Below are 19,141 nucleotides of genomic sequence, written 5' to 3' on the forward strand. Positions count from 1 at the left end.
ATTCAGGAGGTTGGGTTGATGAGTGTTGTGCCCAAGAAAATAAACGTAAAGGAAGTGGGCCCGCGCGACGGTCTGCAGAACGAAAAGCTTCTGTTACCGACTGAAGACAAAATCAGTTGGATCAATGCTTTGTCCCGTACTGGTTTATCTTATATTGAAATAACCTCATTTGTTCATCCGGATTGGATTCCCCAGTTAAAAGATGCACAGGAGGTGGCTGATGGGATCAATCGCCATCCAGGTGTTACTTATGCTGCATTGGTTCCCAACCAAAGGGGGCTGGAACGGGCATTGTCGGCTGGAATCGATGAAGTGTCTGTATTTATGTCAGTAAGCGAAAGTCATAATCGGAAAAACATCAACAAATCCATTGAAGAGACCTTTCCAGTATTGCAAGACGTGGTGGACACCGCCAAATGCGAGCGAAAAAAAGTCCGGGCCTACTTGTCGACAGTTTTCGGTTGTCCTTATCAAGGCCGGGTGGAAATACAGGATGTAATGAGAATTTGCGACCGTTTGTTTACTATGGGAATCGATGAGCTATCTTTGGGGGATACGATTGGGATTGCCAATCCAAAACAAGTAGATGAATTGCTTGCAAAATTGCTGCCCCGTTTCAGGGAGGGAACCATCGCTTTACATTTTCACAATACTCGAGGGATGGCATTAGCCAATGTCTGGTCTGCCTTACAGCACGGAGTTGCGACATTCGATGCTTCTTTGGGTGGCCTGGGTGGCTGCCCTTATGCCAAGGGAGCATCCGGCAATTTAGCGACGGACGATTTGGTGTTCATGCTTGAACAAATGGGTATCAATACTGGCGTTGACGAAGCAAGGTTACAGAATGCTGCAGCCTTCATTGAAAAGCGTCTCGGAAAAACGCTTCCAAGCCAGCAAAGGCGACTGCAAACTGCCACGCAGGGAGGTGATTCGTTTGTCAGATGATTTGATAACCCTCCAAAAACGAAATGAACGAATAGCAATGCTTGTAATTAACAGGCCGAGAGCGGCTAATGCTTTTTCCAGGGAATTACTCCATCGTTTTAATGAGGTCCTGACCAAGGTGGAAAGCGATCCTGCTATACGCTGTTTATTAATATCTGGCGCTGGACAGAAAGCTTTTTGTGCTGGAGCCGACCTGAAAGAAAGGAGTCGAATGACAGAAAGTCAAACAAAAGAAACGGTCGATTTAATCGGCAGCACCACCCAGAGAGTGAGTGAACTTCCGATTCCGACCCTTGCGGTTATGAACGGAGCCGCATTTGGAGGAGGCTTGGAACTTGCCCTTGCATGTGATCTGAGAATTTCTGCTTCACACAGTAAAATGGCTTTGACCGAAACCTCCCTTGGTATCATTCCAGGAGCAGGCGGTACCCAGAGGCTAAGCCGTCTGGTAGGACTGTCCAAAGCTAAAGAACTGATATTCACGGCAAGACCAATTACAGCTGAAAGTGCAGAACGGATCGGATTGGTCGATTATGTTTATCCATCGGAAGAATTAATGACGAAGGCGGAACAGTTAGCTGAACAGATTTCCCAAAATGCGCCAGTCGCTTTAAAACAAGCCAAATTAGCAATCAACAAAGGTTTCGAGATGGGACTAGCTGAAGGGCTGGCATTTGAAGGGCAATGTTACCAGCAAACCATCAACACAAAGGATCGCCTGGAAGGACTTAAAGCCTTTAAAGAAAAACGCTCTGCTGTTTTTACCGGAGAATAGAGAATTGGAGGAATGATCATGCAAACGCACAAGGCAGAAAAAAGCTCTTCACATCAAGCCCGGATCAAAGAAGGCGGGGAAGAAAAATATCATCAAAAAAACACTGCAAAGGGCAAGCTATTTGTGAGAGATCGTCTAAAAGAACTGTTTGACGACGATATGGAATTGGAAGACGGCTTGTTTGCCAATTGCCTTGACCACACACTGCCCGCAGACGGGGTGGTTACCGGCATCGGCAGGATCCACGGCAACACGGTATGCGTCATGGCCAATGATTCTACAGTCAAGGCGGGGTCATGGGGGGCGAAGACGGTTGAAAAGATCGTAAGAATACAAGAAACTGCCGCAAAGTTGAATGTGCCGATGCTTTATTTGGTAGATTCCGCCGGAGCCAGGATAACCGATCAGGTCGAAATGTTTCCCGGTAGACGAGGTGCAGGCAGAATTTTTCATAATCAAATCAAGCTTTCCGGAAGGGTTCCGCAGATTTGTTTATTATTTGGACCATCAGCCGCAGGAGGTGCATACATACCGGCTTTTTGTGATATCGTCGTCATGGTCGCCGGAAATGCTTCCATGTATTTGGGATCGCCGCGAATGGCAGAAAAGGTGATCGGCGAAAAAGTGACCTTGGAAGAGATGGGCGGTGCTGCTATGCATTGTACAGTATCGGGGTGTGGGGATGTGTTAGCTGATTCTGAAAAGGAAGCAATCGAATTTGCCAGGGATTATCTTCGCTATTTCCCGGAAAACTATCAGGGCCAGCCCCCAAAAACAGAGGCGCTCCCACCGAAAACAAGTGAAAAAACCATCGGTCAGTTGATTCCGGAAAATCAAAATGCCCCGTTTGATATGTATGAATTAATCGATCACATCATCGATGAAGATTCCTTTTGTGAAATCAAGCGGCTGTTCGCAACAGAGTTGATAACCGGTTTCGCCAGAATGGATGGGGAGGTGATCGGGATAATTGCCAACCAGCCGAAAAGTAAAGGCGGTGTATTATTTCCTGACTCTGCAGATAAAGCGGCGAAATTCATCCAACTTTGTGATGCCTTCCATATCCCTTTGCTATTTTTGGCTGACATCCCAGGTTTTATGATAGGAACCAAAGTGGAAAGGGCGGGAATAATCAGACATGGTGCAAAAATGCTTGCTGCGATGAGTGAAGCGACAGTACCCAAAATATCAGTCGTTATACGGAAAGCATATGGCGCGGGATTATACGCCATGGCAGGTCCTGCGTTTGAACCGGATTGTACGTTGGCTTTGCCCAGTGCACAAATTGCAGTCATGGGGCCTGAAGCTGCTGTCAATGCGGTCTATGCCAACAAGATTGCAGAACTCCCGGAAGATGAGCGGTTATCTTTTATCCGCGATAAGCAGGAGGAATATAAGAAAAATATCGATATTTACCGACTGGCCTCCGAAATGGTTGTCGATGCTGTGATTGAACCGGATAGATTAAGAAGAGAACTTATTACAAGATTTGCTTTTTATCGAAGTAAAAGACTGCAGTTCACTGAACGGAAACATGGTGTATATCCAGTTTGAGGAATAAGGAAAAAGGCACTCCCCCTTCGTATCAAATTCTGATGGGGGAGTGCTTTTTTACGAAACAAACACTGGTCGACGCATCCATTCTTGTAACCTTCGATTCATCCTCCAGGAGCAATAGTATTTTCAAAACTGATTTCAAGTTTGCTCTCAAAAAGCAAAGCTGGCGGGGAAGCACAGTTTTATTCCTTTTTTCGAAGTGCAGCTATTTCTTCCAGGATGTCTGGATTAACGAGAGCGCTCAGGTCACCACTGGACTGACCGAGAAACGCTGTTTTCAAAGCACGCCGCATCACTTTGGCGTTACGCGTTTTCGGTAAATCGGAAAGAAAGTAAAGCTGCTTGGGAGCCAGCGCTTTGCCTAAGCGATTTTTCAGATGGGTGAGTATTTCTTCTTTTTTTTGTTCGGTCGGTTCCATGTAACTGTGTACTACAACGAATGCAGCAGCGGTTTCTCCCTTCAGTTCATCGGGCAATCCTATCACCCCGGCTTCAGCAACCGCAGGATGACTTACTAAACAAGATTCTATCTCAGTAGGTCCGATTCTTTTTCCAGCAATATTCAAGGTATCATCCGATCGGCCGGTTATGTTGAAATAGCCATCTTCATTTTTAATCACCCAGTCTCCATGAACCCAAGTGTCTTTCCACCGGTTCCAGTAAGTCGCTTCATACCGATTGTCATCCTTGTAAAATCCCTTTGTCATCCCCACCCAAGGCTGTTGCAATACAAGCTCTCCAACTTCTCCGGTTACTGACAGTCCTTCCTGGTTGAAAACATTTGCGGCCATACCAGGGAGCGGCGCATTGAAATTAGCGGGTTGAATCGGTTTTACCAACACATTCCCCAAAATACCACCGGATGTTTCTGTTCCGCCTGAATAGTTAAAAATGGGGATTTTTTTATTTCCGATATCCTCGAAAAGCCAATTCCATGGTTTTTCGTTCCAAGGCTCGCCAGTAGAAGCGAATAATCGCAGACTGCTTAATACATATGGTTCGGCGGGCGTTGTCCCGTACTGCATTAAGCTGCGGATTAAAGTAGGAGAAACACCTAAATGGCTTAACTGGAGCTCTTCCGTCAGTTGCCAGAGTCGATCGGGTCCTGGATAATCTGGTGTACCTTCAAACAAGACGATCGCTGCCCGGTTCAACAATCCTCCATAAACCAAGAACGGACCCATCATCCATCCCATATCGGTAAGCCAAAATAATTTATCATCCGGTCTGACGTCCATACAAATTCCCGCATCGAATGCTGCTTTTATCGGAAATCCTGCATGGGTGTGTACTGTTCCTTTCGGTTTCCCGGTTGTACCAGAAGTATAAATAATCATGAAGGGTTCAGAACTGTCCATTATATCAGCTTTGAATTCCCTCCTATTTTGGGTAATGGTTTCCCAGGCCACGTCTCTGCTTGTTATCCAGGATGCCGTACCGCCGATTCTTTCCACTACGATCACTTTCTCAAGTGAGTTGGATTGATCGGCTGCTTTATCTGCTTCCTGTTTCATATTTACTACTTTTCCTCGTCGGTAGTAACCGTCTGCAGTAATTAAAAATTTTGCACCAGAAGCTTCGAGTCGCGCCGATACAGCATCTGCCATATAACCGGAAAAAGCAGGTGTGAATACAGCTCCGATTTTCGAAATCGCCAGCATTGCAATTACCGTTTCTGGAATCATCGGCATATATAAAAAAATGACGTCTCCATGCTTTGCCCCTAGTTGTTTTAGTCCGTTCGCTGCTGCATTTGCTGCCACATTCAACTGCTCATATGTATAGACCTTTTTTTCTTGATCGTCCCCTTCCCAGATGAGTGCCGTTCGGTGACGGGTCGATGGGTCGTCCGCCCACTTTTCAACAGCATTATATGCGACATTTACCTTTCCTCCCACAAACCAATCGGGATACTGGACCCCTTTTGATAAATCAAGAGTGACGCTAGGGGTGGAAAACCAGGAAATATCCAGTTCTTTTACAGCCTCCCGCCAAAACCAGTCGATTTTTTTTATTGATTCTTGATGAAAAGAATCATAATCGGTAAATCCAAGCCTCTGCATCCAATTCCCAAGCCGGGACTTTTGCAGAATATCTTTTGATGGAATCCATGCCGCCTTTGTCGTATTTGCCAAATCAACCGCCCCCTAAATGTAAGTGCTTACATAAAACATTATACATGAACGAGAAAAGTTTATCAGCGGTATTTTCCAAAGGAATTGAAGGAAAAAGCTTATGGATCGTCTGAGGAAAAAGCAATATTATTCCAACTGCGATATTTCCATGATACGCTATAAATAGAGACGTCCTTTTTTGGTCTGCTAAAGACTGAACCGTTCATCGACAAAGGAATGAAAAACAAAATAAAAACCCGAGGTGTTAAGATGAAAATCAGCGAGTTTATGATCAGAGACGTAGTGAAAATTGAAGAAAACGTAACAATAAAGGAGTTATTGGAAATCCTTGTTGCCAACAAAATCGGCGGTGTTCCTGTCGTTGATAAACAGGGAGTGCTGCAGGGAATGATCAGTGACGGAGATGTCATCCGCTTTTTGCAGCCGCAGGGAAGGACCATATATGATATTTACACACTTGTCCTAGTGAGTGAACGCCAGGATTTGAAAGATAAATTGAAAAGCTCGATTCATCTGCCAGTAGAGGATATGATGAGAAAGCAAAAGCTTTATAAGGTAAAGCCTGATGATAATCTGGAAAAGGCACTTGAGATTCTTGCGGAGAATGGTTTTAAGAAAATACCAGTTGTCAATGACGCCGGCAGAGTGGTAGGTGTGATCAGCAGGGGAGACCTAATCCGCTATATATCCAATCAGTTAATCAAGGAATTGGAATAGAACATAAAATCGATTGTTCTGCGCGGTGGTTTTACTGCTTGCAGAAAAACTGAACAAAAAATCTAACAGAAGAAAAGGAAATATAAATGAAAAAAGTCACCACAAGCTTTTTGGAGTTCAGAGGCAGCCACGCTCAGTTCGGCTTTGAACAAGGAGAAAGACTGAAAGACTCTGCTTTGCAAAAGAACTATTCACGGGTCAATCAACCCAGGAAAAGACCTCGATATATTGTCGACTTTCATAAAGCCAAGAAAACGATCAAAACATACATGCCTCACTTGTGGGAAGAGCTGGAAGGGCTTTCGGAAGGTCTCGAGCTCCCGCTGGAGGAAACTGTGCGAGATTATAGCGGTTATCAGCAGGAGTGGCACCCTTCTGGCTGTTCCATCCTGACTGGGCGTGATTACCTGGTTCGCAATTATGATTATCATCCTAAGACATATGAAGGCCGTTTCGTTTTGTTTCAACCTGTAGACGGCTATGCGACGATTGGTCCCAGTCAACGAATTACCGGAAGAGCTGACGGGATGAACGAACATGGTTTGATTATCGGCTATAACTTTGTACATCGGAGAAAACCAGGGGACGGCTTTATATGCAATACGATCACTCGCATGGTATTGGAAACCTGCAAAAACAGCGAGGAAGCTGCTGATATGCTGAGACAGCTCCCTCACAGACATTCCTTCAATTATGTTTTGTTTGATCAATTCGGTACCTCCAAGGTAGTAGAAGCAACACCAAGAGGAGTCGTTGTCAAAGATGAACCTTTAAGCACCAATCATTTTGACATCTTGGAAGGAGAAAACCGCTACCATTTAGCCGACTCAAAACGGAGGAAAAAGCTGTTATTAGAAGAAAAAAGCAAGCTGACTTCTCCGTATGAAGCATTCCGGTTGTTCAATGATAAAGCCAAAGGAATTTACTCGGAAAAATATACAAACTGGGCCGGTACACTGCACACTTCTGTCTATCTCCCAACGGAACTGTCAGTATGGTTTGCGGTTGGGAGCGACCGGGAACCGTTCATTTTGTCTTTTAAGGATTGGCTGCTAGGAAAGGACACCAAAGTAAAACAGTTAATCGGACACTTAAATACTGATGAAGAGCTGCCGTTTATGGAATCATGACTCGGCAGGATTTTATTCGCTATGGTCATTTCGATTGATTGCACGTATAATATCTTTGTCAGATTTATAAGGCGTTTTTAAAATGGATTATCTAAAAGATTATGGTATGTTCAAGCTATCTATATTACGAACTCACATGGTCTTCTCTGCCTATCCTTTTGAGAATGATGGGTAATACAAGGTATGGCAAACATTCGCTTTCCGTGGAAGACGCTTAAGCTTCTATCCAGCGAAATCTCGCTGCTGGCTGCCTGGCTAGAATTGGATGGAGTACTAGCTGTTGAAAGTAGGATGGACTGTAACTGCGTTTAGAAAATCGGAAGTGTTTCTGACGGAGTGCCTGCAACGCCGTACTAACCCTCTTTTGTTCGAGAGTAGAGAAGACCATCGAGTTTCCATCATTTGCGCCGATAGGCAAGCAATGAGGTGTATACTCACCAGTATTACTGTGTTGTACACTTCTAAATCCAGCAAAAAGGGAGCATAAACACAAATGAACAGCACAGTAAGTCAGTCCACAACTCAGTATGTTGCAGAGTTGTATGCCAAATTCACAGAAAATGGAGAACAGGAATTAGCAGATAAAGCGCTTGACTTGTTGGAGAAGATTGATTCCCATGAGTTTGCCATTTGTTTTGCAGGGCACTTTTCGGCAGGTAAGTCAACGATGATCAACGAGTTGCTTGGAGATGACCTGTTACCCTCCAGCCCGATTCCGACCAGTGCCAATGTCGTTAAAATACAAGCCGGGGATGGGACTGCCCGTGTGTATTTTAAAGAGGGCGCTCCATTGCTGTATAAAGAGCCTTATGATTTCGACATCATTCAAGCGCATTGCAAAAACGGGGATGAAATAACACGAGTCGAAATAGCTTCCAAGAACGAGCATCTCCCATCAGGTGTGGCCTTGCTGGATACACCAGGGATCGATTCATCCAACGATGCAGACAGAGTAATAACAGAGTCATCTTTACATTTGGTGGACGTGCTTTTTTATGTGATGGATTATAATCATGTTCAATCAGAGGTCAATTTAGCGTTTATGAAACAAATCCAGCAGTCAGGAAAGCGTTTTTATGTCGTGGTCAATCAAGTCGACAAACACCAGGAAAAAGAATTGACATTTCAACAATTTCAAAACAGTTTGCTTGGTGCTTTGGAAAAATGGTCTTTGAAGCCCGAAGCCATTTTTTATACCAGCTTAAAGGATACGGAACATGCCTTTAATCAGTCGCAGGCATTGCGGGAAGAAGTGCAGCTATTGATGAAGGATAAAGATGACTTGGTAGAGGAAACTGTGGGGGTTTCCGCTAAAAAACTGGCATCCGATTATCTGTATTCCTACAAAGAAAAAATAGACCAGGAGAAAGCGGAATATTACGCCCAATTATATCGTTTGGACGGTAAGGGAGAAGCAAATTCGGCAGAAGAGGCCAGAAGGGAATTGAAAAGGCTGGAAGATTTGCCCGATCAGGCGGAGAAGAGCCTGAGAAATGCAGTGGATTCGACGTTGAAAAATGCTTACTTGATGCCATTCGAGCTCCGTGAACAGGCGAGGGCTTTTTTGGAATCGATGCAGCCAAAGTTTAAACCGGGGATGTTTGCCGGCAAAAACAAGATCGAGCAAGTTCGCGAGCAGCGCTTGTTTGAATTTGGCGAGTCACTTACCAAAACAATCGAAGCAGCCATCGACTGGAAAATACGTGATAAATTATTGGAAACGGCAAGACAATGGGATATAAATGACACTTCCTTCATTAATTCAATCCAGCAATTCTCGGTACACTTTCCAATAAGGCAACTGAAGGACATAATAAAGCCAGGGGCTACGTTAAATGGTGAGTACTTGCTGGTTTATACGGAAGATGTCTCTCAAGCAATCAAGCATTCGGCAAAACAGTTGGCAATGAGCATTATTGCAGAATTTTCATCCTTGGTCCGTCAACAAGTAGAAACGCATCAACGCCAACAAACCCGAATAGTCGAACGGGCGGAGGAATATCATCGTTTGGAAGAAAAGCTATTCAAACTGGATGAACGGTTCCAATCAGAGAAAAACAGCATGTATCAAATAGGGAACGACCAATCATTTCTCCGGCAAACAATCGAGAAGATGAGGCGGCAAATTCAGGAGAAGAAAGATAGCATTCTCTTTCGGGAGCAAGAGGGAGTAACTGTCCAGCCCGAACATTCCGGGACAATCCCCGAACTTCCTTCCGTCGAAGAAGTCAGCCAGCCTGGCAATCAGTCGGTGAAGAAAACTGTCGAAATCATAGAACGGACAATGGAGCAAATCAAGGATGTAACAGGGTTCCATGCAATCTATCAGGATTTATCTCTGAAACGTGAGAAACTGGCAAAACATGATATTACGATTGCTTTATTTGGAGCGTTCAGTGCTGGTAAGTCTTCATTTGCTAACGTGCTATTGGGCGGACGTGTCCTGCCTGTTTCACCAAATCCTACCACAGCGGCAATCAACAGGATTTGTCCTCCGACGGAAGAATTCCCACATGGTAGCGTGAGAGTTAAATGTAAGAGTGAGTCGGAAGTTTTCCATGAATTGAAGGATATTTTGGAAGGATCAAACGAAAAGAAACCGGAGTTTCACACACTCTCGGAGATAATTGTCTGGCTGCAGCAAAATGGCGGAGTCAATCTGAATGGCTTGAATGAAATGCATCGATCATTTTTGACAGCGGTCGTAGAGGGATACAGAAAAGTAAAATCGCAGCTGGGTACAGTGCAGTTGGTATCGTTATCGGAATTTCCTTTGTTTGTCTCAGACGAATCGCTTGCCTGTTATGTGGAATGGATGGACTTATTCTATGATTGCCCATTGACCCGTCAAGGGATCACGTTGGTCGATACTCCGGGAGCTGATTCCATAAATTCCAGGCACTCGGATGTTGCCTTTCAATACATTAAGCAAGCAGATGCCATTTTGTTTGTAACTTATTATAACCATCCCTTTTCAAAAGCTGATCGCGATTTTTTAATTCAGCTTGGAAGAGTGAAGGATGCCTTCAGTCTTGATAAAATGTTCTTTCTCGTGAATGCAGCAGACTTAGCAAGCTGCCAACAGGAATTGCGACTTGTAACCAACTATGTTGCTGAACAGCTGCTCGATTTCGGCATTGGAAATCCTCGTTTGTTTCCTGTGTCCAGTCACCTGGGCATGAAAGAAAAGGAAGGGAAAGGGGAACGGTCAATTAATTCCGGCATGGATGAGTTTGAAGCGGCATTTTATCAATTTCTGAAAGAAGAAATGATGCAGTTGATGATCCATTCGTCGGTACATGATATAAAACGTACGGAAAATCAACTTGCAGCATACATCGAATCGGCGAATTTGGATCACCAGGAAAAGCAGCGGAAAAAGCAACATTATCAAGAAGATAGAGACGAAATGAAGAAGATCATGGATACGGCAGATTCTCAACTTGTAAACAAAGAGATTGACCAAAAACTGAAAAAACAACTGTATTACGTGCACGAACGGATGTCCATTCAATTCACTGACCGTTTCAAAGAATCGTTCAACCCGGCGACGATTTCGGGGGATGGCAAAGCAGCAGACCATGAGTTGCAACAGGCATTGAACACATTGCTGAAAGACATAGGTTTTGAACTTGCACAGGAGTTACGGGCGGTTTCCCTGCGGATGGAGCGTTTCATGAATAAAAAAGCCGAGGAATGGAGCATGCAGTTACAGAAGGCATGTTCCACTATCCAGTCTGGTATCGTTTTTTCTGACATTACAGAATATCCATTTGAGACACCTGCTTTTTCACCCATGGAAGAGGTGGGTATGGAGCAGTTTAAGCCCGCACTGGCCATGTATAAATCAGCAAAGCACTTTTTTGAGAAAAACGGGAAAGAAAAGGTCAAACAGCGTCTCCAGGAGGCGCTTGATCCAATGGTGGATCACTACCTTTTAGACAACAAGCAAAAAATTTCAGATTGGTACAACGAACAATGGGACAACTGCTTAGCGAAGATTAAAAAAGAATACTTGGAGTCGATTTCCCAATACTTCGAGGGATTGCTTTATAGTTTGGCGGATGACGTTGACGTCGATGAATTGGAAAAAAAGAAACAAAAAGTTACCGCGATGTTGCCTTGGTGATGGTCAATCTTGCTTTAAAAGGTTTAAAAATTGGAAAGAACGTAAATGTAATAAGTGGGAAAGATTATATCATCAAGGAGGCAAACCATGGCTGACAAAGATAAAGAAACAAACGACCAAAGCAAAGAACTATCAGAAAAAAATTATAAAGGAGAAACCTCCAAGGATACCGACGTAGAAAAAGGCCTGGATAAGACACATAAACAAGTCGAGAGCGGGCTTACGGACGGTACAATAGACCGCAGCGAAGAAAAAGATAAACAGGGAAAAACCAAATAAACGACCAAAAAGTGGCCGGGACAAATGCATGGTCACCAAAGCAAAAACCGAGCGGATTTGAAAGGATGATCAAATTCGTTCGGTTTTGTTTTTTGAAACAGAATTTATTTACAAAATCCTTGAGGAAGAGAGTAACTAAGGTCTGGAAGCCTCTGAAAGCCCCTCGCAATATGGTCGGCTTGGTGACTATCGGAACCTGGCACTAGGGGAATCCCTAATTCATAAGCATGGCGGATAAATTTATCGGTAGGATAAATGGATCGACAATGCTTTTTATATAAACCAGCTGTATTGATATCCAGTTCCATTCCATTTTCGGCCACTTTTTCAAGAATGTCCTTGATTTCCCGATCGTATTCCCGAGAGGTCGGAAAAGTTTGTTTGAATTTTTCCACGAGGGTGATATGGCCAAGCCGTTTTGGCTTATAACGTCCCAAATCACTGGTTATGGCCAAGACAAGTGCATGGTAGTAAGCTTCATATACGGCATCGGTGGAACCGAAAAAGGAGACGATTGCGGCAAATTCCTCGACACTGTAATCCAGACAGACAAACTTGCCCTCAGGACTACGCAGCATGTGTACCGAAAGAATCGCATCATCAATGTAGGGTCCCCATTTTTCCAGCAACATACGAGTCTCTTTTTCAAACCCGACTATAAAGTCGACTTCAAACCCGATCTGAATAATTAACTTTTCTCTGTATTTATGTTTCAGCTCCCGTGCTTCCCGCAAATAATCTTCAACAGAATTCGCCGGCATACTGCTGTCTTTCATAGGAGCAGGATCGGCAAAGCCAGCTGGAAGCGGTGCATGCTCCGTGAAAGTTAAATGAGTAAGTCCGGACTCTATCGCCTGGTTTATATAGTCTTCCATCTTATCATAGGAGCCATGCGGGCAAAATTGGGTATGGAGGTGAAAATCTCCGCGAATGTTCATTTGTTACCGCCTCTCTTGAACTTATATTATAGCTTTTTCATCCTGATAGCGTAGCGCTTGTTTGCTTTTGGTTGTCCATGCCGTCCTGTTGACGCGCCCTCATAAGTGTGATAAATTCATGTTAACAAGATACTTTACTTAAGTAAAGTGGTAGAGTGGTAAAATAATAAAGGAAATAACAGAAAGTGGTGTTCATATGTTTTTGCCTGCTGGAAGTCAGGACGAAGTCGGTCAACAAATAAACAAACGATTTCGGGCTTTTGAAGTTTTTACGGAAATTACCGAACGACGGAATTATCAACCGATTTCAACACCGGTGGTCGAATATGCCCAAACGTTTACTAACGGCTACACAGGAATGGCCTTGCAGCCGATGTTAAAATGGTTTAACCACGAGGGGGAAATCGAGGTGCTTCGGCCCGACTGGACGACCGCCGTTGCAAGGGCGTTAGTGAAGCAGTCCCATTCAGAACATAAATGGTGCTATCAGGGGTCTGTATTCCGCAGTGATAAACCAGGAATGGAAAGCAGGCAGGCGGGAATTGAAATTGTCTATGCTCCCTCATTCCTGGGGGAAAGTGAGTCCTTGCTGACAGCGGCCGATTACTTACAGGCTTTGGAGGTGGAGGACTATTTAATCGAATTGGGGCATTCAGAAATTTTCGAACTGTTGGCAGCGCCTTTAAAACTTGATTCTGTACAAGCAGAGAGACTGAGACAGGCAATGCATGATAAACGAAAGGATGAAGTTTTTCAATTGGCGAATCACGCAGGTTCCCGGACGATCGCAGAACAACTGACAGAACTGGTGGATGCTTATGGGTCTGTGGAAATATTGGAAGTCTATGAAAAACACTGGAAAAACAATCAGCATCTTCTCGAAATCGTAGAGCATTTGAAAAGCCTTGTGAAGCTATTGAATGACTGCGGTATAAAGGGGATTTTGGTAGACTTGGGCAGGGTAAAGAACCTTCCTTACTATTGTGGAACGATGTTCAGGGGATACCTTAGGGAGAATGGCTCCACATGCTTCTCGGGAGGCAGGTACGATAAACTGTATGAGCAATTTGGTGAACGTCATTCTGCTGTGGGACTTGCGTTCGATGTGGATATATTAGCTGATCAAATAAAGCCTGCTCAAAAGCGGGAGAAAATCTGCCTCTGTGCAGAACCGGAAAGCCACGCATTTGCCGAGCAGATTCGCACCGATTTTCCTGACAAGATTGTGGATATACGCTACGACTTACCGGAAAAAGAATCAAAGAATTATGACCGTATTTGGGAGATAACAAGAAAAGGGAATGGTTGGAAGGCGGTGGAACGATGAAACCTTGCATAGCTTTAACAAAAGGACGTTTGGAAAAGCAATTTTTGGAGTTTTTTCAATCTTTAGATTACGATATAACCTCTTTGGTGGACAAAGGAAGGAAGCTAAGGGTCGAAACGGAAGAGTTCCAATTCGTATTTGCCAAAGGGGTGGATGTCACCACCTATGTAGAACATGGGATTGCCGATTTGGGAATAGTCGGGGAAGACATCCTTGCCGAATTTCAGCCCGACGTCTTTAACTTGCTGCCTCTTCCATTCGGTAAATGCCGGATGGCTCTTGCCGCCGAAACGGGGATCAACTGGCCCGAGCGCAAACGGATCATTGCCAGTAAATATCCCGGCATTACGAAAGAATATTTCAGGAAAAAAGGTGAGTCGGTCGATATCGTGAAGCTGGAAGGCTCGGTTGAACTCGCTCCGATTCTCGGATTGGCAGACGGTATTGTCGATATAGTGGAAACCGGCACGACGTTGAGAGAAAACGGGCTGGTCATAAAAGACGAGTTCCATCATTATAGTGCGCGGTGCATCGCCAACCGCTCTTCTTTAAAAATAAAGAAGGAACTCCTCTCCCCTGTTGTAGAAGCTATGCAGAAAGGAGTGTCTGTTCAATGATACCCACTTATTCAGCGGAGGAATTCTCCGAACTGTTCTTGCATAGGAAGATGGGCAGTCGGCTTGATGATGGCATTTTGCAAACAGCTAAACAAGTGATTGATGATATCAGGTCGAATGGAGATGAAGCATTAAAAAGATACGTGAAAAAGTTTGACGGGGAGGTACCCGACGCTTGGCTGGTGGAAAGTGATGAAAGGCAGCGAGCGTGGGAAAAGGTATCTGACGAGGTCATCAGTTCGTTGCGAGCCGCTGCCGACAATATTAAATCCTTCCATGAAAAACAGTTGCAAAATACAAGATTCATGGACATGACAGAAGATATAATGTCCGGCCAATTGTATCGGGCCATTGAGCGGGCCGGAATTTATGTTCCTGGCGGGACAGCAAGTTATCCATCAACTGTACTGATGAATGCGATACCTGCTGTTCTGGCGGGCGTCCAACAAGTAATCATGGTAACTCCTGCAAGAAACGGGGACTCCATCTCTCCGATATTGTTGGTTGCCGCAGACATCGCCGGTATAGATTGCATCTATAGAATCGGAGGGATTCAGGCGATAGCAGCCCTTGCCTATGGAACAGAATCCATTCCATCTGTAGATAAGATCGTCGGTCCCGGCAATGCCTATGTGGCTGCCGCCAAGTCACTGGTGTTTGGAGATGTAGGCATTGACATGATCGCCGGACCTTCTGAAGTCTGCATAATTGCTGATGACACGGCTGATCCGGCATATGTAGCAGCAGACATGATTGCGCAAGCAGAGCATGATAAAGCGGCCAGGGCGGTATTGCTCACTACTTCGCAGAGTCTGGCCGAAAAGGCAGACATACAGGTGAAACTGCAATGTGCCAGCCTGCCAAGACGGGAAATTGCGGAAGCATCACTAAGAGAAAACGGGGCAATTGTCCTGGTGGATGATGTAGATGAGGCATTTAAACTGGCAAACCGGCTAGCCCCTGAGCATTTGGAAATCCAGACAGTTGCACCGCTTCAACAACTGGGGAAAATTCGGAATGCGGGTTCCGTATTCCTCGGCAGCTATACGCCAGAAGCGTTGGGCGATTATTACGCAGGTCCCAACCATGTATTGCCAACAGCCGGTACAGCAAGATTTTCTTCCGGCTTGTCTGTAGACGATTTTATTAAAAAAACAACCTTTCTTTATTATTCGGAAAAGGCTTTGCAATCAGCGTCCACCCATGTGTGCAATATAGCGGAAAAAGAGGAGCTCGAGGGGCATGCCCGAGCAGTGAAACAAAGAGCAGGAATGAAAGAAGGGAGCGGAAACAATGAGAACAGCCAGTAGACAAAGAAAGACCAATGAAACGGTGGTCGACGTCAGTTGCAATCTCGACGACGCGGCAGTTGTGTCCATCACAACGGGAGTGGGGTTTTTTGATCATATGCTAGAATTGTTTGCCCGTCATGGAAGAATTGGCCTACGGGTAGAAGCAGACGGTGACTTACATATTGATAGTCATCATACTGTCGAAGATGTGGGAATTGTTTTAGGGCAAACCATCCGGACAGCCCTGGGGGACAAACAAAAAATCAATCGGTATGGCCACGCTTATGTACCCATGGATGAATCGCTTGGATTTGTGGCCATTGATATTAGCGGAAGGCCGTTTCTAGTACTCGATGCAGCTTTTTCTTCTCCGAACTTAGGAAACTTTGACACAGAATTAGTGAAGGAGTTTTTACAGGCATTCGCCTTTCAAGCAGGGATAACTTTGCATGCGAAGGTACTCCATGGCTCGAATACGCATCATAAGATAGAAGCGATTTTTAAAGCACTCGGAAGAGCTTTTGCTGAAGCGATCGCCATCAATCCGGCTATTGATGGAGTGAATTCGACAAAGGGGCTTATCGAATGATTGCGATAGTAGATTACGGCATGGGGAATGTGGCAAGTGTATCGACAGCGTTCCGTAAGCTCGGATACGAAGTGACGATTACTGATGACAGGGAAACTTTGCAGAAAGCCACACACCTCATTCTTCCGGGGGTCGGGTCTTTTCAAGCGGCCATGAAAGAAATAGAAGATCGAGGTTTAAAGAATCTGCTGCAAGAAATGGCAAAGAAAAAACCTTTTTTAGGTATCTGTCTGGGAATGCAACTACTGTTTTCTGAAGGTTTTGAAGGCGGGAAAACAAAGGGGCTTTCTATCCTTCCGGGCACAATTGAAAAAATGGAAACAGAACATATTCTGCCGCATATTGGATGGAACGCCTTGAAGGCAGAAGGAAATGGTAATCCATTTTCGCAATTCAAAGGAAAACACGTTTACTTTGTCCATAGCTTCGCTGCAAAAACAAATGCAGCTTATATCGCGGCAACAGCGGAATACGGAATGACTGTGCCGGCTATTGTGAGAAGGGAGAATGTATATGGCATTCAGTTTCACCCGGAAAAAAGCGGAGAAGTCGGCGTCGACATATTAAAGACATTTCTTCAGGAGGCAGTAAGATGAAAATTATCCCGGCAATAGATTTAATCGATGGAAAATGCGTCCGTTTATATCAAGGAGATTTCTCTCGTTCCACCCAAGTAGGCCTGGACCCGGAAGCACAGCTGGCTGAATTCATCCGAGATGGTGCGGAGATGATTCATATAGTAGATTTAGAAGGCGCTCGGAACGGGAAAGGCAGCCAGCTCGACCTGATCACTCGGCTGTGTGGTTTATCTACAGTCCCAGTTGAAGTCGGCGGAGGAATCAGAACAATGGAAACGGTCGAGTGTTTAATAAAAGCAGGTGCTTCCAGATTGGTTCTAGGAACATCTGCTCTTGAAGATGATGCATTTTTGCAAGCAGTCCTGGAAGCATATCCTGAACAAATTGTTATCGGAATTGACGCGAAAGACGGGAAGGTCGCCGTAAGAGGTTGGGAAACGGTATCGGGTACCGATTTTATCGACTTTGCGGGAAGAATGGAAGAACTGGGAGTTAACACAATCGTTTTCACCGATATTTCAAAAGACGGTACATTGAGCGGTCCCAATTTACAAGCGTTACAACAACTTTCCAAAGCAGTGGACTGTAAAATAGTTGCTTCTGGAGGAATCAAGGATATGGAGGATATCCGCAACCTGGAAGCCATCGGAATAGAGGAAGCAATCGTCGGTAAAGCGATTTATGACGGGCATGTTTCTTTAAAGGGGGCTGCCGATTGATCGTCAAACGGATCATCCCATGTTTGGATGTAAAGGAAGGCAAGGTAGTGAAAGGAACTAATTTTGTTTCTCTTAGAGAGTTGGGCGACCCTGTGGATATGGCTTCTTCTTATTCTCGAGAAGGAGCGGATGAAATCATCTTTCTAGATATTTCAGCTACCAATGAAGGAAGGCAGACAATGATCGATATTGTCAAAAAGACAGCAGAAACGGTGTTTGTACCCTTTACAGTAGGGGGAGGGGTAAAGTCGATCGATGATGTTACCAGGCTTCTACAGGCCGGAGCGGACAAAGTGGGGATGAACTCAGCCGCTGTTGCGAATCCTTCTTTGATTCGTGAAGCTGCTGACCGTTTTGGTTCGCAATGTGTGGTCGTAGCCGTGGACGCGAAACGTATCGGAAATAGTTGGCATGTCATGACGCATGGTGGCAGCAGGGATAGTGGTAAAGATGCTTTGAAATGGGTAAAAGAAGCAGAACTGCAAGGTGCAGGAGAGATTTTACTGACAAGTGTCGACACGGATGGAGTGAAAGACGGCTTCGACTTGGAACTGACAAGAGCTGTAGTTGACTCTGTCCGCACCCCTGTCATAGCTTCAGGTGGTTGCGGAAAGCCCGAGCATTTTGGAGAAGTGTTTCGTAAAACCGGTGTTTCCGCCGCTTTGGCTGCATCCATCTTCCATGAACGAATATACTCGATTGATCAAGTAAAGCAAAGCTGTGCAGAACAAGGAGTGGATATACGTGAAGCCGGACTTTTCTAAAGGACTGCTTCCTGCAGTCATCGTAGATGATTTGACAGGAGATGTGTTAATGGTTGCTTATATGGATGAAACAGCTTATCAAAAAACAATAGAGACGGGGCAAACATGGTTTTATTCCCGTTCCCGTCAGGAATTATGGCATAAGGGCGCTACTTCTGGGAATTATCAGTCTGTCCGGTCGGTATTTCTGGATTGCGATGGCGATTCACTTCTGTTACGGGTTACCCCCTATGGGCCTGCTTGTCATACCGGAAAAAATAGCTGCTTTTTCTATGAAGTGACAGGTGATGAGATAAAAGAAAAGCGGAAGGAAATTAGGCAAGGAAACGTTTTTGATCAAGTAATGGCAGAAATCCAGAGTCGGAAAGAAACCCGAGTTGAAAATTCTTATACAAATTATCTTTTTGATAAAGGGATTGATAAAATCGGGAAAAAAGTAATCGAAGAGGCCGGTGAAGCGGTCATAGCAGCTAAAAACAACAATAAGCAGGAAGTCGTAAATGAAATTAGCGATTTACTGTACCATAGTCTCATTCTCCTCGCAGAACAGGATGTTTCACTTGATGCTGTAAAAGAAGAGCTGGACAGACGAACGAACAAAAAAGGGAACAGCAAAGGCGACCGTCCAGAAATTGAAAATTGGTAACTGA

17 protein-coding genes are annotated in these 19,141 nt (G+C 44.7%); 15 read left to right on the top strand and 2 right to left on the bottom strand.

Features of this window, described 5'->3' with window-relative positions; all coding sequences use genetic code 11:
- The first annotated feature begins 18 nt into the window (after positions 1–18).
- The 3 genes from F6X55_RS07775 to F6X55_RS07785 are packed head-to-tail and all read left to right on the top strand — an operon-like array spanning position 19 to position 3,274.
- Positions 19–945 carry a hydroxymethylglutaryl-CoA lyase gene (locus F6X55_RS07775; protein ID WP_153462619.1) on the top strand — a complete coding sequence of 309 codons (927 nt, stop codon included), beginning with the start codon at positions 19–21 and terminating at the stop codon, positions 943–945.
- Entirely contained in the window at positions 935–1,720 is a 786-nt protein-coding gene (locus F6X55_RS07780) for an enoyl-CoA hydratase-related protein (RefSeq protein ID WP_268744586.1), read from the top strand. The genes F6X55_RS07775 and F6X55_RS07780 overlap by 11 nt, the downstream gene beginning before the upstream one ends.
- Before the next feature lie 18 nt (positions 1,721–1,738).
- Positions 1,739–3,274, top strand: a complete 1,536-nt coding sequence (locus tag F6X55_RS07785; protein ID WP_237648616.1) for an acyl-CoA carboxylase subunit beta — start codon at positions 1,739–1,741, stop codon at positions 3,272–3,274.
- A 185-nt stretch (positions 3,275–3,459) separates the two neighbouring features.
- On the opposite strand, the gene F6X55_RS07790 is transcribed toward F6X55_RS07785, so the two are convergent.
- Positions 3,460–5,412: an AMP-binding protein gene (locus F6X55_RS07790; RefSeq protein ID WP_037329031.1), complete on the bottom strand. Its 1,953-nt coding sequence runs from the start codon at positions 5,410–5,412 to the stop codon at positions 3,460–3,462.
- A 249-nt stretch (positions 5,413–5,661) separates the two neighbouring features.
- On the opposite strand from F6X55_RS07790, the gene F6X55_RS07795 reads away from it, so the two are divergent.
- The 4 genes from F6X55_RS07795 (at position 5,662) to F6X55_RS07810 (ending at position 11,667) form a co-directional block, all read left to right on the top strand.
- A complete protein-coding gene (locus F6X55_RS07795; protein ID WP_026570240.1) occupies positions 5,662–6,129 on the top strand; it encodes a CBS domain-containing protein in 468 nt (155 codons plus the stop codon).
- A gap of 86 nt (positions 6,130–6,215) precedes the next feature.
- A complete protein-coding gene (locus F6X55_RS07800) occupies positions 6,216–7,259 on the top strand; it encodes a C45 family autoproteolytic acyltransferase/hydrolase (RefSeq protein WP_026570239.1) in 1,044 nt (347 codons plus the stop codon).
- A gap of 493 nt (positions 7,260–7,752) precedes the next feature.
- Positions 7,753–11,388: a dynamin family protein gene (locus tag F6X55_RS07805; RefSeq protein ID WP_153462622.1), complete on the top strand. Its 3,636-nt coding sequence runs from the start codon at positions 7,753–7,755 to the stop codon at positions 11,386–11,388.
- A gap of 87 nt (positions 11,389–11,475) precedes the next feature.
- Positions 11,476–11,667 carry a DUF4025 domain-containing protein gene (locus F6X55_RS07810; protein WP_026570237.1) on the top strand — a complete coding sequence of 64 codons (192 nt, stop codon included), beginning with the start codon at positions 11,476–11,478 and terminating at the stop codon, positions 11,665–11,667.
- Positions 11,668–11,771: 104 nt separating this feature from the next.
- Here the strand turns inward: F6X55_RS07810 and hisJ are convergent, their stop codons facing one another.
- A complete protein-coding gene (gene hisJ, locus F6X55_RS07815) occupies positions 11,772–12,605 on the bottom strand; it encodes a histidinol-phosphatase HisJ (protein WP_153462624.1) in 834 nt (277 codons plus the stop codon).
- Between the two features lie 196 nt (positions 12,606–12,801).
- Between hisJ and F6X55_RS07820 the strand changes: the two genes are divergently transcribed.
- The 8 genes from F6X55_RS07820 to hisIE are packed head-to-tail and all read left to right on the top strand — an operon-like array spanning position 12,802 to position 19,137.
- Positions 12,802–13,932 (top strand): ATP phosphoribosyltransferase regulatory subunit, encoded by a 1,131-nt coding sequence (locus F6X55_RS07820; protein ID WP_026771301.1) that lies wholly within the window; start codon positions 12,802–12,804, stop codon positions 13,930–13,932.
- Complete coding sequence (gene hisG, locus F6X55_RS07825; protein WP_153462627.1) at positions 13,929–14,549, top strand: ATP phosphoribosyltransferase; 621 nt, start codon at positions 13,929–13,931, stop codon at positions 14,547–14,549. The genes F6X55_RS07820 and hisG overlap by 4 nt, the downstream gene beginning before the upstream one ends.
- Entirely contained in the window at positions 14,546–15,859 is a 1,314-nt protein-coding gene (hisD, locus tag F6X55_RS07830; protein WP_153462629.1) for a histidinol dehydrogenase, read from the top strand. The genes hisG and hisD overlap by 4 nt, the downstream gene beginning before the upstream one ends.
- A complete protein-coding gene (gene hisB / locus F6X55_RS07835) occupies positions 15,843–16,430 on the top strand; it encodes an imidazoleglycerol-phosphate dehydratase HisB (protein WP_153462631.1) in 588 nt (195 codons plus the stop codon). The genes hisD and hisB overlap by 17 nt, the downstream gene beginning before the upstream one ends.
- Entirely contained in the window at positions 16,427–17,026 is a 600-nt protein-coding gene (hisH, locus tag F6X55_RS07840) for an imidazole glycerol phosphate synthase subunit HisH (protein WP_026570231.1), read from the top strand. The genes hisB and hisH overlap by 4 nt, the downstream gene beginning before the upstream one ends.
- A complete protein-coding gene (gene hisA / locus F6X55_RS07845; RefSeq protein ID WP_026570230.1) occupies positions 17,023–17,727 on the top strand; it encodes a 1-(5-phosphoribosyl)-5-[(5-phosphoribosylamino)methylideneamino]imidazole-4-carboxamide isomerase in 705 nt (234 codons plus the stop codon). The genes hisH and hisA overlap by 4 nt, the downstream gene beginning before the upstream one ends.
- Complete coding sequence (gene hisF, locus F6X55_RS07850) at positions 17,724–18,491, top strand: imidazole glycerol phosphate synthase subunit HisF (RefSeq protein ID WP_153462633.1); 768 nt, start codon at positions 17,724–17,726, stop codon at positions 18,489–18,491. Before hisA ends, hisF begins: the two co-directional genes overlap by 4 nt.
- Positions 18,472–19,137 (top strand): bifunctional phosphoribosyl-AMP cyclohydrolase/phosphoribosyl-ATP diphosphatase HisIE, encoded by a 666-nt coding sequence (hisIE, locus tag F6X55_RS07855; RefSeq protein ID WP_026570228.1) that lies wholly within the window; start codon positions 18,472–18,474, stop codon positions 19,135–19,137. The genes hisF and hisIE overlap by 20 nt, the downstream gene beginning before the upstream one ends.
- Positions 19,138–19,141 lie beyond the last annotated feature (4 nt).

The sequence above is a fragment of the Sediminibacillus terrae genome, from assembly GCF_009602435.1.
GTDB classification, from domain to species: domain Bacteria; phylum Bacillota; class Bacilli; order Bacillales; family Amphibacillaceae; genus Sediminibacillus; species Sediminibacillus terrae.

Coding starts and splice junctions, on each gene's coding strand:
- F6X55_RS07775 (WP_153462619.1), top strand. CDS start 19: ATGAGTGTTGTGCCCAAGAAAATAAACGTAAAGGAAGTGGGCCCGCGC.
- F6X55_RS07785 (WP_237648616.1), top strand. CDS start 1,739: ATGCAAACGCACAAGGCAGAAAAAAGCTCTTCACATCAAGCCCGGATC.
- F6X55_RS07795 (WP_026570240.1), top strand. CDS start 5,662: ATGAAAATCAGCGAGTTTATGATCAGAGACGTAGTGAAAATTGAAGAA.
- F6X55_RS07800 (WP_026570239.1), top strand. CDS start 6,216: ATGAAAAAAGTCACCACAAGCTTTTTGGAGTTCAGAGGCAGCCACGCT.
- F6X55_RS07805 (WP_153462622.1), top strand. CDS start 7,753: ATGAACAGCACAGTAAGTCAGTCCACAACTCAGTATGTTGCAGAGTTG.
- F6X55_RS07810 (WP_026570237.1), top strand. CDS start 11,476: ATGGCTGACAAAGATAAAGAAACAAACGACCAAAGCAAAGAACTATCA.
- hisJ (WP_153462624.1), bottom strand. CDS start 12,605: ATGAACATTCGCGGAGATTTTCACCTCCATACCCAATTTTGCCCGCAT.
- F6X55_RS07820 (WP_026771301.1), top strand. CDS start 12,802: ATGTTTTTGCCTGCTGGAAGTCAGGACGAAGTCGGTCAACAAATAAAC.
- hisG (WP_153462627.1), top strand. CDS start 13,929: ATGAAACCTTGCATAGCTTTAACAAAAGGACGTTTGGAAAAGCAATTT.
- hisD (WP_153462629.1), top strand. CDS start 14,546: ATGATACCCACTTATTCAGCGGAGGAATTCTCCGAACTGTTCTTGCAT.
- hisB (WP_153462631.1), top strand. CDS start 15,843: ATGAGAACAGCCAGTAGACAAAGAAAGACCAATGAAACGGTGGTCGAC.
- hisH (WP_026570231.1), top strand. CDS start 16,427: ATGATTGCGATAGTAGATTACGGCATGGGGAATGTGGCAAGTGTATCG.
- hisA (WP_026570230.1), top strand. CDS start 17,023: ATGAAAATTATCCCGGCAATAGATTTAATCGATGGAAAATGCGTCCGT.